10 protein-coding genes are annotated in these 13,779 nt (G+C 61.9%); 8 read left to right on the forward strand and 2 right to left on the reverse strand.

Annotation, left to right across the window (positions count from 1 at the left end; genetic code table 11):
- The first annotated feature begins 34 nt into the window (after nucleotides 1-34).
- The gene (gene astA / locus CKW11_RS04820) at nucleotides 35-1,069 is read left to right on the forward strand and encodes an arginine N-succinyltransferase (protein ID WP_095136625.1); all 1,035 of its coding nucleotides are present in this window, start codon (nucleotides 35-37) and stop codon (nucleotides 1,067-1,069) included.
- 185 nt (nucleotides 1,070-1,254) lie between these two features.
- Nucleotides 1,255-2,124, forward strand: coding sequence for an oxaloacetate decarboxylase (locus CKW11_RS04825; protein ID WP_007968750.1), 870 nt, complete (start codon nucleotides 1,255-1,257; stop codon nucleotides 2,122-2,124).
- 710 nt (nucleotides 2,125-2,834) lie between these two features.
- On the opposite strand, the gene CKW11_RS04830 is transcribed toward CKW11_RS04825, so the two are convergent.
- Both CKW11_RS04830 and CKW11_RS04835 read right to left on the reverse strand, forming a co-directional pair.
- Nucleotides 2,835-4,070: a M20/M25/M40 family metallo-hydrolase gene (locus CKW11_RS04830; RefSeq protein WP_095136626.1), complete on the reverse strand. Its 1,236-nt coding sequence runs from the start codon at nucleotides 4,068-4,070 to the stop codon at nucleotides 2,835-2,837.
- Nucleotides 4,071-4,279: 209 nt separating this feature from the next.
- Nucleotides 4,280-5,353, reverse strand: coding sequence for a diguanylate cyclase (locus CKW11_RS04835; protein ID WP_095136627.1), 1,074 nt, complete (start codon nucleotides 5,351-5,353; stop codon nucleotides 4,280-4,282).
- Between the two features lie 190 nt (nucleotides 5,354-5,543).
- Between CKW11_RS04835 and CKW11_RS04840 the strand changes: the two genes are divergently transcribed.
- From CKW11_RS04840 to CKW11_RS04865, 6 genes are all read left to right on the forward strand, one after another.
- Complete coding sequence (locus CKW11_RS04840) at nucleotides 5,544-6,995, forward strand: NAD(P)/FAD-dependent oxidoreductase (protein ID WP_095136628.1); 1,452 nt, start codon at nucleotides 5,544-5,546, stop codon at nucleotides 6,993-6,995.
- A 22-nt stretch (nucleotides 6,996-7,017) separates the two neighbouring features.
- The gene (locus CKW11_RS04845) at nucleotides 7,018-7,944 is read left to right on the forward strand and encodes an alpha/beta fold hydrolase (RefSeq protein WP_095136629.1); all 927 of its coding nucleotides are present in this window, start codon (nucleotides 7,018-7,020) and stop codon (nucleotides 7,942-7,944) included.
- Nucleotides 7,945-8,128: 184 nt separating this feature from the next.
- The gene (gene glcD / locus CKW11_RS04850; protein WP_095136630.1) at nucleotides 8,129-9,628 is read left to right on the forward strand and encodes a glycolate oxidase subunit GlcD; all 1,500 of its coding nucleotides are present in this window, start codon (nucleotides 8,129-8,131) and stop codon (nucleotides 9,626-9,628) included.
- Complete coding sequence (gene glcE / locus CKW11_RS04855) at nucleotides 9,628-10,677, forward strand: glycolate oxidase subunit GlcE (RefSeq protein WP_095136631.1); 1,050 nt, start codon at nucleotides 9,628-9,630, stop codon at nucleotides 10,675-10,677. Before glcD ends, glcE begins: the two co-directional genes overlap by 1 nt.
- A 2-nt stretch (nucleotides 10,678-10,679) precedes the next feature.
- Complete coding sequence (glcF, locus tag CKW11_RS04860) at nucleotides 10,680-11,900, forward strand: glycolate oxidase subunit GlcF (protein ID WP_095136632.1); 1,221 nt, start codon at nucleotides 10,680-10,682, stop codon at nucleotides 11,898-11,900.
- An 88-nt stretch (nucleotides 11,901-11,988) separates the two neighbouring features.
- Nucleotides 11,989-13,368, forward strand: a complete 1,380-nt coding sequence (locus CKW11_RS04865; RefSeq protein WP_095136633.1) for a VOC family protein — start codon at nucleotides 11,989-11,991, stop codon at nucleotides 13,366-13,368.
- Nucleotides 13,369-13,779 lie beyond the last annotated feature (411 nt).

Below are 13,779 nucleotides of genomic sequence, written 5' to 3' on the forward strand. Positions count from 1 at the left end.
AGTGCCCGAACCGGCGCGTACAAGGAGTTACCGCATGATCGTCCGTCCGGTCAAAGTCAGCGACCTGCCAGCGCTGATGACCCTGGTGCAACAGGCCGGCCCGGGGTTCACCACCCTGCCGGCCAATGAAGATCGCCTCGCCCACCGGGTGCGTTGGGCCCAGCGCGCGTTCTCCGGCCAAGTGGAACGGGCCGACGCCGATTATCTGTTCGTGCTTGAAGATGATGACCTGCGGGTGGTCGGCGTCAGCGCCCTGACCGGGGCGGTGGGCCTGCGCGAGCCGTGGTACAACTACCGGGTGGGGCTGACTGTGAGTTCGGCACCGGATCTGGGTATTTCGCGGCAGATCCCCACACTGTTTCTCAATAACGAGCTGACCGGCCAGTCGGAACTGTGTTCACTGTTCCTCCAGCATGAGCAACGCCATGGCAACAATGGCCGGTTGCTGTCGCTCGGGCGGCTGCTGTTCGTGGCCGAATTTCCGCAACTGTTTGGCGAGAAGATGATCGCCGAGCTGCGCGGCAGTGCCGATGAACTCGGTTGCTCGCCGTTCTGGGACAGTCTGGGCCGGCATTTCTTCCAGATGGACTTCAGCCATGCCGACCACTTGTCGGGTCTGGGCAACAAGTCGTTCATCGCCGAACTGATGCCGCGCCAACCGTTGTACACCTGCATGCTTACCGAACAGGCACAGGCGGCCATCGGCCAGGCGCACCCCAATACCGAGCCGGCGCTGAAGATCCTGCGCGAAGAAGGTTTTGTGCATAAGGGCTACATCGACATCTTCGACGGCGGCCCGGTGATCGAAGCACCGATCGGCAGCATTCGTACTGTACGCGACAGCCTGGCGCTGACCCTGAGTCTCGGCACGCCGGACGATCAGGCACCGTTGTGGTTGATCCACAACCGGCGCCTGGAGAACTGCCGCATCACCGTGGCGCCCGGTCGTCTGGTCGGCAATACCCTGGTGGTCGACCGCCTCACCGCCAAGCGCCTGCAACTGCAACCGGGCAATTCGGTACGCGCCGTGCTGCTGCCCAGGCAACAGCAACAGGCGGTAGCGGCCTGATCTGCGGTTTTGCCACTGAACATCCGCTGACTGTCGATGAAACCTTTCAGCCATTGGATCCGTCATCAACGCCTCACGCGCAAATTCGTCATGAACCTTGACCCATTCGCGTGATAGCCTTTTCATTCTTCGGCGTTGACACCTTTGCTCAAGCCGTTCCATTCCTTTGTATTGGTGGAACTCGTATGACCAGGCTTTCCCATCAAGATTTGCGCCGTAACTTCCGTCAATTGCTGGCTTCCGACACCTGCTACCACACCGCCTCGGTGTTCGACCCGATGTCCGCGCGCATTGCCGCCGACCTGGGTTTTGAGGTGGGGATCCTCGGCGGCTCCGTGGCCTCGTTGCAGGTGCTGGGCGCCCCCGACTTTGCCCTGATCACCCTCAGCGAGTTCGCCGAACAGGCCACGCGCATTGGCCGCGTCGCTCAGTTGCCAGTGATCGCCGACGCCGACCACGGCTACGGCAACGCCCTCAACGTGATGCGCACCATCGTCGAACTGGAACGCGCCGGCGTCGCCGCCCTGACCATCGAAGACACCCTGCTGCCAGCACAATTCGGTCGCAAATCCACCGACCTGATCTCGGTCGCCGAAGGCGTCGGCAAGATCCGCGCGGCGCTGGAAGCCCGGGTCGATTCGGAAATGGCAATCATCGCCCGCACCAATGCCGGGATTCTGCCGAATCAGGAAATCATCAGCCGCACCAAGCAGTATCAGGCCGCCGGTGCCGACGGCATCTGCATGGTCGGGGTGCAGGACTTCGATCAGCTTGAGCAAATTGCCGAACACCTGACGGTGCCGCTGATGCTGGTGACCTACGGCAACCCGGCGCTGCGCGACGACAAGCGCCTGGCCGAACTCGGCGTACGCGTGACCATCGATGGTCACGGTGCGTACTTCGCCGCGATCAAGGCCACCTACGACAGCCTGCGCGAACAACGCCAGATCTTCACCCAGGCCTCAGACCTGAGCGCCACCGAGCTGACGCACACCTACACCCAGCCTGAGGATTACATCCTGTGGGCGAAGGAATACATGAGCGTCAAGGAATAAACTGCTGTCAGGCCCGGCCTCTTCGCGAGCAAGCCCGCTCCCACAATGGATCTTCAGTGAACACAGCATTGGTGTTCGGCACAGATCCCATGTAGGAGTGAGCCTGCTCGCGATGACGTCGGCACATTCAACACCCATTTAGCCTGACCCGCCGCCTTCGCGAGCAAGCCCGCTCCCACAGTGGATCTTCAGTGAACACAGCATTGGTGTTGAACACAGATCCCATGTAGGAGTGAGCCTGCTCGCGATGACGTCGGCACATTCAACACCCATTTAGCCTGACCCGCCGCCTTCGCGAGCAAGCCCGCTCCCACAGTGGATCTTCAGTGAACACAGCATTGGTGTTTTCAGTGAACACAGCATTGGTGTTCGGCACAGATCCCATGTAGGAGTGAGCCTGCTCGCGATGACGTCGGCACATTCAACACCCATTTAGCCTGACCCGCCGCCTTCGCGAGCAAGCCCGCTCCCACAATGGATCTTCAGTGAACACAGCATTGGTGTTCGGCACAGATCCCATGTAGGAGTGAGCCTGCTCGCGATGACGTCGGCACATTCAACACCCATTTAGCCTGACCCGCCGCCTTCGCGAGCAAGCCCGCTCCCACAATGGATCTTCAGTGAACACAGCATTGGTGTTCGGCACAAATCCACTGTGGGAGCGGGCTTGCTCGCGAAGGCGTCAGTTGCAGCACCGCCAAACCGGGGAGTCAGCGTTTGGCCAACTCCATGATCATCCGCGACAACAGATAAATCCGCGGCGTCACGCTCGCCACTTCAGCGTATTCCTCCGGCGTATGAATATTGCCGCCGACAATCCCGAAACCGTCCAGCGTCGGCGTACCCACCCCGGCAGACAGGCTGGCATCCGCCGCACCACCGCTGCCCTCTTCGGTCAGCTTGCGGCCGATCTCGCCGTAAATCCCTTGCGCCATGGCCATCAAGCGATCCGACTCCGCCGTCTGCGGCATCGGTGGCAGCCCGCGTTTGAGGCTGGTGGTAACTTCGGATTCAGCGATCAGTTTGTCCTGCGACACTCGCGCCAGGTCTTTCTCGATCCGGTCAAACTCTTCCGGCACCGCCGCACGCACGTCAGCCTTGGCCGTGGCGTGATCCGGGATCACGTTGGTGCGATCACCGGCCTGGAGCACGGTGAAGTTGATCGTGGTTTTCTTCGCTTCGTCGCCGAGTTTGCCCAGTTGCAGAATCTGGTGCGCCGCTTCCATCGCCGCGTTCCGCCCCAGTTCCGGCGCGACCCCGGCATGCGCCGCCTTGCCTTTGACCTCGACCAATGCCGTCGCGCTGCCTTTGCGCCACACCACCAGTCCATCGGCCGGACGCCCAGGTTCGAGGTTGAGGGTCACGTCGTGAGCCTTGGCGGTTTTCTTGATCAGGTCAGTGGCGACGTCGGAGCCGGTTTCCTCGCTGGCGTCGAGCAGGAAGGTGATTTGCGCGTAGTCCTTGAAGTCGAGGTTCTTCAGAATTTTCAACGCGTAGATCCCGGCGACGATGCCGCCCTTGTCGTCCATCACCCCAGGCCCGTAGGCGCGGCCGTCCTTGATGTGGAACGGGCGCTCGGCGGCGGAGCCTTCCTTGAACACCGTGTCCATGTGCGCCATCAAGAGGATTTTCGCCTTGCCGGTGCCTTTGAAGGTGGCCAGCACATGATTGGATTTTTCCGGGGTGTTGGGCACCAGTTCGATGGTCGCGCCGAGTTTTTTCAGCTCGTCGATGGCGATCTCGCTGACTTGCTTGAGGCCGGGTTCATAACCGGAACCAGAGTCAATGTTGACCAGCCGCTCCAGCAGTTTCAGGGCTTCGGGCTGATACTGCTCGGCATCCGCCAGCACTTGCTTGTGCGGTTCGGCGAAGGCGCTGGCGGAGCTGAAGGCAAGGGACAGGCCGAGACTGGCGGCCAGCAGCGAGCGGGAAAATGAGAACGTCATGAATCGATCCTTGTTTCGCGTCGGGGGGATTGAACCGTACCTGACATCGACGCAAGGCTCTATACCGGATGCGACATCTCTGCGGCCGACACCGAACACCTGTAGGAGCGAGCCTGCTCGCGATAGCAATCTATCAGTACCGCGGATGTTGACCGATATAACGCTATCGCGAGCAGGCGAAGGCCTACAGAGGAAATTGTGCTGGGCAGTCAGACCGAATCGAGCACTTCCTGCTTCGGTAGATCATCACTGTTGCAGATCACCCGATTGCGCCCGGTCGCCTTGGCCTCATACAGCGCCTGATCCGCATCATTGAGCCAACGGGTCGCGTCGCCATGCGCCGGATCGTATGCCGCCAGACCAATGCTCAGACTGACCTTGAGCGCCGGGTTCTGCTCGTAACCCAGGGTAGCGAAACGCTCGCGCAAGGCTTCCATGGCCTGCGCGGCATTGAACAGCGGCAGGTCGGGCAGGATCACGCAAAACTCGTCGCCGCCATAGCGCCCGGCGACGTCCGCAGCGCGCAGGTTCTGCTTGAGCATTTTGCTCAACTGGCGCAGCACAATGTCACCCGCCACATGCCCGTAGGTGTCGTTGATTGCTTTGAAGTGGTCGATGTCGATCAACGCAATCGCTGCGCCCTGCTTCTGTCGGCGACAACGCTGAAACTCGACTTCCAGTTGATCCTTCCAGGCACCGTGATTGAGCAGACCGGTGAGGCTGTCGGTGCGGCTCAGCGCCAGTAGCTCACGTTTGTGCAGGCCAAGCGTGTAGGCCTGGCGAAAGCAGATCCAGCCCAGCGCCAACGGGTACAGCATCAGCAACGGCAGGCACGCATAGAGCTGCAACGGTGAGGTCTGCGGGATGAACGCCGGGGCGAACACCACCAGGCCGACGCCAATGCCGAGGATCTGCGCGGCCAGGCCCGCCGCGAGAAAACGCATACCGCCGATGGCGACGTTGTTCATCGCCATCATCGAGACGGTGGTGGCACTGGGCAGCGGATTGAAATGCATGGCGGCGACCCAGAAGCCGCCCATAAACGCGTCGATCAACAGATTGCGGTGTTCCGCGTGATAGGGAACCCTGGAGCGACGGGCCCATTGAAACGCCAGGTGCGGCCAGACCAAGCCGTTGAACAGCATCAGCGCCCAGGCCCACAACGGCGGGTCGAGCGGGTACATCGCCGCGCTCACACACAACAGCCCCAGCACCAGCCCGAGGGTTCGCGATGTATAAAGCCTCCTGGCCAATGAAAGTCCCTTTCCCCCCTTGTTTCGCATAAGGGCCTCGACCACTCAACGGAACCTGCGCACACCGTCAGACCGATGTGCTGGAAGTCTAACAGGCAGCCGTTAAATAGCCATCACCGGTCAGCCGCTGAATACCGCGCCATCGCCGTCGCGCACAGTGCAAATATTTAGCTATACCTGAAAGGACGAAAACGGAAAAACGACTATAAGAAGGAGGCCCATGCAGACGTTCCGAGTGTTGATCATCGGCAGCGGATTTGGCGGCCAATGTGCGGCGGTCAATCTGCTCAAGGCCGGTATCGACGATTTTCGCCTGCTGGAAAGACGCGACTTCCTCGGCGGCACCTGGTGCCAGAACACCTACCCCGGCGCGGCGGTGGATGTGCCGTCGCCGCTGTACTCGCTGTCCTTCGCGCCGTACCGCTGGACGCAGATGTTCGCCGCCCAGGCTGAACTGCACCAATACACCGAACATGTCATCGAGCGCTTTGGCCTGCGCGAGCGCGTGGAGCTGCAAACCAACGTCGAACGCATCGAATGGGACGACGCCGAAAAGCGCTGGTCGGTGCATACCAGCAAGGGGATTTTCTACGCTCAGTTCGTGATCAACGCCTCCGGACCGTTGAGCCAACCGGTGATTCCGCCCTTCCCCGGCCTGGATCGCTTTCAGGGCAAGACTTTTCATACCAACAATTGGGATCACAGCTACGACTACCGCGGTAAACGCGTGGCCATCGTCGGCAGCGGCGCCAGTGCTGCGCAGGTGATTCCGACGATTGCTCCAGAAGTCGAGCGATTGCACGTGTTCCAGCGCACACCACATTGGGTGCTGCCGCGCGCCGATCGCAGGTTCGGGCCTTTCCAGCGCTGGTTGCTGGGGGTGAAACCGGCCTACAAGCTGCTGCGCTGGTTGCTCTACTGGCAATTCGAAACCCGGGTCATCGCCTTCAAATATTCGAAACCGGCGATTCATCTGGTCCAGCGTCAGGCCCTGCGCTTTCTCAAACAGCAGGTGCCGGACCCGGTTCTACGCGCAAAACTCACCCCGGACTTCACTATCGGCTGCAAGCGCGTCCTGCTTTCCAGCACCTATTACCCGGCGCTGACCCGGCCCAACGTCACGCTGCACAGCCGCGAACAAGGCATCGCCGAAATCGACGAAACCGGCATCACCACCACCGACGGCCAGCACATTGAGGTCGACCTGATTGTCTGGTCGACCGGCTACGACGCCACCGACGGCGTGGTGTCCTACCCGGTCACCGGCCGTCAGGGCGTGCAGCTCAAGGATGTCTGGAGCGAGTACCCACGCGCCTATCTGGGCACCAGCCTGCCGGACTTTCCCAACCTGTTTATCGTCACCGGCCCCAACACCGGCATCGGGCATACCTCGGCGCTGTTCATCATCGAAGCGCAGATGAACTACATCCTCGACTGCATCCACACGCTGCAGTCAAAAGGCCTGCGCAGCATCGAAGTGCGCCCCGAAGCGGAACGTACCTACACTGCAATGATCCACCGTGAGATGGAACGCACGGTGTGGAAGTCCGGCGGCTGTCACAGTTGGTATCAGAGCAAGAGCGGTCATGTGATCGCGATATTTCCCGGCTTCAGTTTCAGCTACTACCGGTTGACCCGGGCGCTGAAACCGGCTGACCACATTCTGTCCTGAACAACGTAAAAGGAAGACGTCGATGCTTGTGCTGTTTGTCGCTCTCGCGGTTTTCGTGGCCTGGAGCTGGTTGAGTTACCCGGCGGTCGGCCATTTGCTGTACGACCTGAGCACGGCGCTCGAGGCCAAGTTGTACAAGTTGCACAAAATCGAGGTACCAATTGCCGAAATGACCGTCTCGACCTGGCAGGGCGGCCCCTATGAGGCGGCCAGCGCGATCCTGATGCTGCACGGCTACAGCGCCGAGAAAAATCTGTGGCTGCGCTTCGCCAGGCACTTTGTCCGCCAGTACCGGGTGATCATTCCGGACATCGCTGGTCATGGGGAAACCGGCTTCAAGGCCGGTGGCGGCTACGACATTGCGTTGCAAGCCAAGCGCATGATCCAGCTGCTGGACGTGTGTGGCGTGGAGAAAGTCCATGTAATCGGCAACTCGATGGGCGGCTACATCGCGGCGTGGCTGGCAGCGACTTACCCAGAGCGGATTGCCTCGGTGGCACTGATCGACCCGGCCGGCGTCACCGCGCCGCAGGCCAGCGACATGGAACGCCATCTGGCCCGTGGGCATAACCCGTTCCTGATCAACTCCCGGAAAGAGTTCCGCCAGTTTTACGCGATGACCATGGCCTCGCCACCGTGGGTGCCCGGGCTGGTGCTGGACGCCATCGCCCAGCGATACGAACGCCAGCGCGATGAACTGGAAGAGATCTTCCGCGACTTTCGCGCCAGCCCGCCGATGGAGCCGAAACTCGCAGACATCAAGTGCCCGGCGCTGCTGCTGTGGGGCCGCAAGGACCGCTTGATCGACGTCAGCAGCGTGCCGGTGTGGAGCAAGGGCATCGCCAATCTGCGGGTTGAGGTGTGGGATGGCGTCGGGCACATGCCGATGGTCGAACAGCCGGGGAATACCGCGCGGTTGTATCGGGAGTTTCTGGGCAATCAGCGATGAAACCCACCGCTGGCACTGTGGCGAGGGAGCTTGCTCCCGCTGGGGCGCGAAGCGGCCCTGCTCCAGCGCATGCGACTAGCCTGCCTCGCCACAGTATCGATCTCAGGTCTGCTGCGCAGCCCAGCGGGAGCAAGCTCCCTCGCCACAAAAAGCCCTCTTGGCGATAAAGATTCGGAAGGTCGAAATGAACATTCTCTACGACGAACGCCTCGACGGCCCGCTACCGGAGGTGAACAAGGCTGAGCTGCTGAAAACCCTGCAGCGCGCCCTTCCGGATCTCGACCTGCTCTGGCGCGAAGACGAACTCAAACCGTACGAGTGCGATGGTCTCTCCGCCTATCGCACCACGCCGATGCTGGTAGCCCTGCCCCGGCGACTCGATCAGGTGCAGACCCTGCTCAAGCTCTGCCATCAACACAACGTGCCGGTGGTTGCCCGGGGTGCTGGCACCGGGTTGTCGGGCGGTGCGCTGCCGCTGGAAAAAGGTCTGCTGCTGGTGATGGCGCGGTTCAACAACATCCTGCACATCGACCCGGCGGCCCGTACCGCGCGGGTCCAGCCCGGCGTGCGTAATCTGGCGATCTCCCAGGCGGCCGCGCCGTTCGGTCTGTATTACGCGCCGGATCCGTCGTCGCAGATTGCCTGCTCGATCGGCGGCAACGTCGCGGAAAACGCCGGTGGCGTGCATTGCCTCAAGTACGGCCTGACCGTGCACAACCTGCTGAAAATCGAAGTGCTGACCATCGAGGGCGAACGTCTGACGCTGGGCAGCGACGCCCTCGACTCGCCGGGTTTCGATTTGCTGGCGCTGTTCACCGGCTCCGAAGGATTGCTGGGAATCATCACCGAAGTCACGGTCAAATTACTGCCCAAACCGCAGGTCGCCAAAGTCTTGCTGGCCAGTTTCGACTCGGTGGAAAAGGCTGGCCGCGCCGTGGCCGACATCATTGCCGCCGGGATCATTCCCGGCGGCCTGGAGATGATGGACAACCTGGCGATTCGCGCCGCCGAAGACTTCATTCACGCCGGTTACCCGGTCGATGCCGAGGCGATTCTGTTGTGCGAACTCGATGGCGTGGAAGCCGATGTCCACGACGATTGCCTGCGGGTGCGCGAAGTCATGCTCCAGGCCGGCGCCAGCGAAGTGCGGCAGGCCCGCGACGAAGCCGAGCGCGTGCGTTTCTGGGCCGGTCGCAAAAATGCCTTTCCGGCGATCGGCCGCCTGTCGCCGGACTACTACTGCATGGACGGCACCATCCCGCGCCGCGAGTTGCCCGGCGTGTTGCAAGGCATCGCCCGCCTCGGCGCCGAATACGGCTTGCGCGTGGCCAACGTGTTTCATGCCGGCGACGGCAATATGCATCCGTTGATCCTGTTCGACGCCAACCAGCCCGGCGAACTGCAGCGCGCCGAAGCGTTGGGCGGGAAGATTCTGGAATTGTGCGTGCAGGTTGGCGGCAGCATCACCGGTGAACACGGGGTCGGCCGCGAGAAAATCAATCAGATGTGCGCGCAGTTCAACAGCGCTGAGCTGAGCCTGTTCCACGCGGTCAAAGCCGCGTTCGACCCGCAAGGCCTGCTCAACCCCGGCAAGAACACCCCGACCCTGCATCGCTGCGCCGAATTCGGTGCGATGCACATTCATGCCGGACAACTGCCATTCCCCGAACTGGAGCGCTTCTGATGGCTGATTTCGACGCCAGCAGCGCGCTGCTCGATCAGGTCAACCAGGCCCGGGCCAACGCCACGCCGCTGAAAATTCAGGGCGGCAACAGCAAGGCGTTTCTCGGCCGCGAGGTGGCCGGTGAAGTGCTCGACGTCCGCGCGCATCGCGGCATCGTGTGCTATGAACCGACCGAGCTGGTGGTCAGCGTGCGTGCCGGTACGCCGTTGCGCGAGCTGCTCGCGGCGCTTGACGCGGCCGGGCAGATGCTGCCCTGCGAGCCGCCGGCCTTCGGCGACAGCGCCACGGTGGGCGGGATGATCGCCTGCGGTTTGTCCGGGCCACGGCGGCCCTGGTCAGGTTCGGTGCGCGATTTTGTCCTCGGCACCCGGGTCATCACTGGCCTCGGCGAGCACTTGCGGTTCGGTGGCGAGGTGATGAAAAACGTTGCCGGCTACGACCTCTCACGCCTGTTGACCGGCAGTTACGGCTGCCTCGGCGTGCTCACCGAAGTCTCGCTGAAAGTCCTGCCGAAACCGCGCCAGTGCCTGAGTATCCGTCTCGATATCGACTGCGCGCGGGCGCTGACCAGACTGGCCGAATGGGGCCAGCAACCGTTGCCGATCAGCGGCGCCTGCCATGACGGGCAAAGCCTGTATCTGCGCATTGAGGGCGGCGAAGGCTCGGTCACCGCCGCGCATCAACGACTCGGCGGCGAGCCGCTGGATTCGACGTTCTGGCGCGACTTGAACGAGCAGCGCCTGAGCTTTTTCGACGAAGGACTGCCGCTGTGGCGCCTGTCGCTGCCGAACAATCTCGGGCCGCAGGACTTGCCCGGCCAACAGTTGATCGACTGGGCCGGCGCGCAACGCTGGCTGAAATCCGATCACGAGCACATTCAGATTCTCGCCCAGGAACTCGGCGGGCACGCCACCTGCTTTACCCATGGCGCCAGCGACACACCGTTCCAGTCGCTGCCGCGCACACTGATGCGCTATCACCAGCAACTCAAGGCGCAACTCGACCCGCAAGGGCTGTTCAACCCTGGCCGGATGTACGCGGAGTTCTAGCCATGCAAACCACCCTCAGCGAAGAGTCCCGACAACTGCCGCGTGCCGCCGAGGCGGAAAAAATCCTCCGTACCTGCGTGCATTGCGGGTTCTGCAACGCGACCTGCCCGACTTATCAATTGCTCGGCGATGAACTCGACGGGCCGCGCGGGCGCATCTACCTGATCAAGCAAGTGCTCGAAGGCGCGCCGGCCACCGAGCAGACACAACTGCATCTGGATCGCTGCCTGTCCTGCCGCAACTGCGAAACCACCTGTCCTTCTGGGGTCGACTATCACAACCTGCTCGACATCGGCCGTGCGGTGGTCGATCAGGCGGTGCCGCGCCCCGCTGCCCAGCGCTTGTTACGCGAGGGTCTGCGCGCACTGGCGCCGAATCCCGGGGTGTTCAAGGGACTGCTGCGGGTCGGCACGACGTTCCGGCCCCTGCTGCCGCGAATGTTCGAAAGCAAATTGCCCCAGCGCTCGCCAGCGTCCGGCACACGCCCAGCCCCGCGCCACGCACGGCGGGTGTTGTTGCTCGAAGGCTGCGTACAACCGGGCCTGTCGCCGAACACCAATGATGCGACGGCGCGGGTGCTCGATCGGTTGGGGATCAGCGCGACGCCGGTGGCCGAGGCCGGTTGCTGCGGCGCGCTGGACTATCACCTCGACGCCCAGGCCAAGGGCCTCGACCGCGCCCGGCAGAACATCGAAGCCTGGTGGCCGCACCTGGAAAACGGCGCGGAAGCCATCGTGCAGACGGCCAGCGGTTGCGGCGCGTTCATCAAGGATTACGGGCATCTGCTGGCGCAGGATCCGCGCTACGCCGACAAGGCGCGACAGATCAGCGAGCGGACACTGGATCTGGTGCAGATACTCGCGCAGGAACCTTTGGAGAAAGTGTGCGCCGCCGCTCAGCGACGGATAGCCGTGCATTGCCCCTGCACCCTGCAACACGCGCTGAAACTCGGCGGCGCTGTAGAGGCGCTGCTGATCCGGCTGGGCTTCAACCTCACGGCGGTACCGGACGGACATCTGTGTTGTGGTTCGGCGGGGACCTATTCGCTGACGCAACCGACCCTTGCCCGGCAACTGCGCGACAACCGCCTCAACGCCTTGGAGAGCGATCGCCCGGACCTTATCGTCACTTCCAACATCGGTTGCCAGAATCATCTGGGCGGCGCCGGGCGCACGCAAGTCTTGCACTGGATCGAACTGGTGGATCAGTCGTTGGCAGAATGAAGTTCGTAGGATTCTTCGTTTGCCGCCGCCGGCGAAGGCTGCGATCTTTTCCTCCATCCTTTACGTGACCGTGGCAGGAATTTTTTTCATGACCGTGCAGCCTTTCGTGAGCCCCGACCTGATCCGCCAACGCTTCTCCAAAGCGATGTCCGATATGTACCGCGAAGAAGTGCCGTTGTACGGCGCGCTGATGGAACTGGTGGAGCAGACCAACCGCGAAGTGTTGGCTGCTCAGCCGGACATCGCACGGCAGCTCGACAGCACAGGTGAAATCGAACGACTGGACATGGAGCGCCACGGCGCCATCCGCGTCGGTACCGCCAAGGAGCTGGCAACCCTCGCGCGCCTGTTCGCAGTGATGGGCATGCAACCGGTGGGTTATTACGATCTGACCCCGGCGGGCGTGCCGGTGCACTCCACGGCGTTTCGCGCGGTGCATGAAGCCGCGCTGCAGGTCAGTCCGTTTCGGGTGTTCACTTCGTTGCTGCGCTTGGAACTGATCGAGGATCCCGAGCTGCGCGCGTTTGCCGAATCAGTGCTGAACCAGCGTTCGATTTTTACCCCTGCTGTCTTGCACCTGATCGAGCAGGCCGAGTCAGCAGGTGGGCTGAATGAGGATGAAGCGGAGGAATTTGTCCTGCAGGCACTGGAGACCTTTCGCTGGCATCACAGCGCAACTGTCACTGCCGCGCAGTACCAGACCCTCAGCGCCCAGCACCGTTTGATCGCCGATGTGGTGGCGTTCAAAGGCCCGCACATCAATCACCTCACCCCGCGCACGCTGGACATCGACAGGGTTCAGGCGCAAATGCCGGTGCACGGCATCACCCCGAAAGCGGTGATCGAAGGCCCGCCGCGCCGGCACTGCCCGATCCTGCTGCGCCAGACCAGTTTCAAGGCGCTGGATGAGCCGATCACTTTCACCGACCAGCACGACACCCGTGGCAGCCACAGCGCGCGTTTCGGCGAGATCGAACAACGTGGTGCGGCGCTGACGCCCAAAGGCCGGGCGCTGTATGACCGCTTGCTGAATGCTGCGCGCGATGAACTCGGTGACTTCCCCAACGAAGGCAACGCCGCACGCTACAACGCGCTGATGACCCAACACTTTGGCGAATTTCCTGACAGCGTCGACGGCATGCGAGAACAAGAGCTGGCGTATTTTCGCTACTTCCCTACGGAAAAAGGCCTGGCAGCGGGTAGCCTTACGTCCGCATCACTGGAGGACATGCTCCGCGAGGGCCATGTGAAAGCTGAACCCTTGGTGTACGAAGATTTCCTGCCGGTGAGTGCGGCGGGGATTTTTCAGTCGAACCTTGGGGATGCTGCGCAGACGCACTATGGCGAACATTCCAACCGCCAGGCATTCGAGCAAGCGCTGGGGCGTGCGACCATTGATGAATTGGGGTTGTATGCCGAGACGCAGCGGCGTTCGATTGAGGAGTGCCTGGCAGCGCTTTCGCGCTGAAAGATCAAAAGATCGCAGCCTGCGGCAGCTCCTACAGATGGAATGTGTTTCCCCCTGTAGGAGCTGCCGCAGGCTGCGATCTTTTGCTTTTGCTTCTAGCGCAAGCGTGACAACAACGCGAACGCCGTCTGCGACTGGTTTGCCACCGCTATAAAAACGCTTCGATCAACGCAATAGGATGGCGATCCTGCACCAGATTCCGCAGTTGGAGGCGAATCGTTTCAAACGCCCGATGCTAGCCCTTGGCCTTACTGCGCAACTTCTTGCGCACTTGTTCGGCAAAAAAACCTGATCATCTCGCTGCAGGCCTTGACTGGCATGGCTTACAGCCAAGTGCGCAACTTCTTGCGCAGTACTGCGCAAGAAGTTGCGCACTTTCCATCTCGATTCAGCAAAAAACATCGGCCAAAC

It is taken from the genome of Pseudomonas sp. Irchel s3a10 (assembly GCF_900187525.1).
Classification (GTDB): Bacteria; Pseudomonadota; Gammaproteobacteria; order Pseudomonadales; family Pseudomonadaceae; genus Aquipseudomonas; species Aquipseudomonas koreensis_G.

Excerpts from the sequence above, each read along its gene's own strand:
- CKW11_RS04840 (WP_095136628.1), top strand. The coding sequence starts at position 5,544 with ATGCAGACGTTCCGAGTGTTGATCATCGGCAGCGGATTTGGCGGCCAA.
- CKW11_RS04865 (WP_095136633.1), top strand. The coding sequence starts at position 11,989 with ATGACCGTGCAGCCTTTCGTGAGCCCCGACCTGATCCGCCAACGCTTC.
- glcE (WP_095136631.1), top strand. The coding sequence starts at position 9,628 with ATGGCTGATTTCGACGCCAGCAGCGCGCTGCTCGATCAGGTCAACCAG.
- astA (WP_095136625.1), top strand. The coding sequence starts at position 35 with ATGATCGTCCGTCCGGTCAAAGTCAGCGACCTGCCAGCGCTGATGACC.
- CKW11_RS04825 (WP_007968750.1), top strand. The coding sequence starts at position 1,255 with ATGACCAGGCTTTCCCATCAAGATTTGCGCCGTAACTTCCGTCAATTG.
- CKW11_RS04835 (WP_095136627.1), bottom strand. The coding sequence starts at position 5,353 with ATGCGAAACAAGGGGGGAAAGGGACTTTCATTGGCCAGGAGGCTTTAT.
- glcD (WP_095136630.1), top strand. The coding sequence starts at position 8,129 with ATGAACATTCTCTACGACGAACGCCTCGACGGCCCGCTACCGGAGGTG.
- CKW11_RS04845 (WP_095136629.1), top strand. The coding sequence starts at position 7,018 with ATGCTTGTGCTGTTTGTCGCTCTCGCGGTTTTCGTGGCCTGGAGCTGG.
- CKW11_RS04830 (WP_095136626.1), bottom strand. The coding sequence starts at position 4,070 with ATGACGTTCTCATTTTCCCGCTCGCTGCTGGCCGCCAGTCTCGGCCTG.
- glcF (WP_095136632.1), top strand. The coding sequence starts at position 10,680 with ATGCAAACCACCCTCAGCGAAGAGTCCCGACAACTGCCGCGTGCCGCC.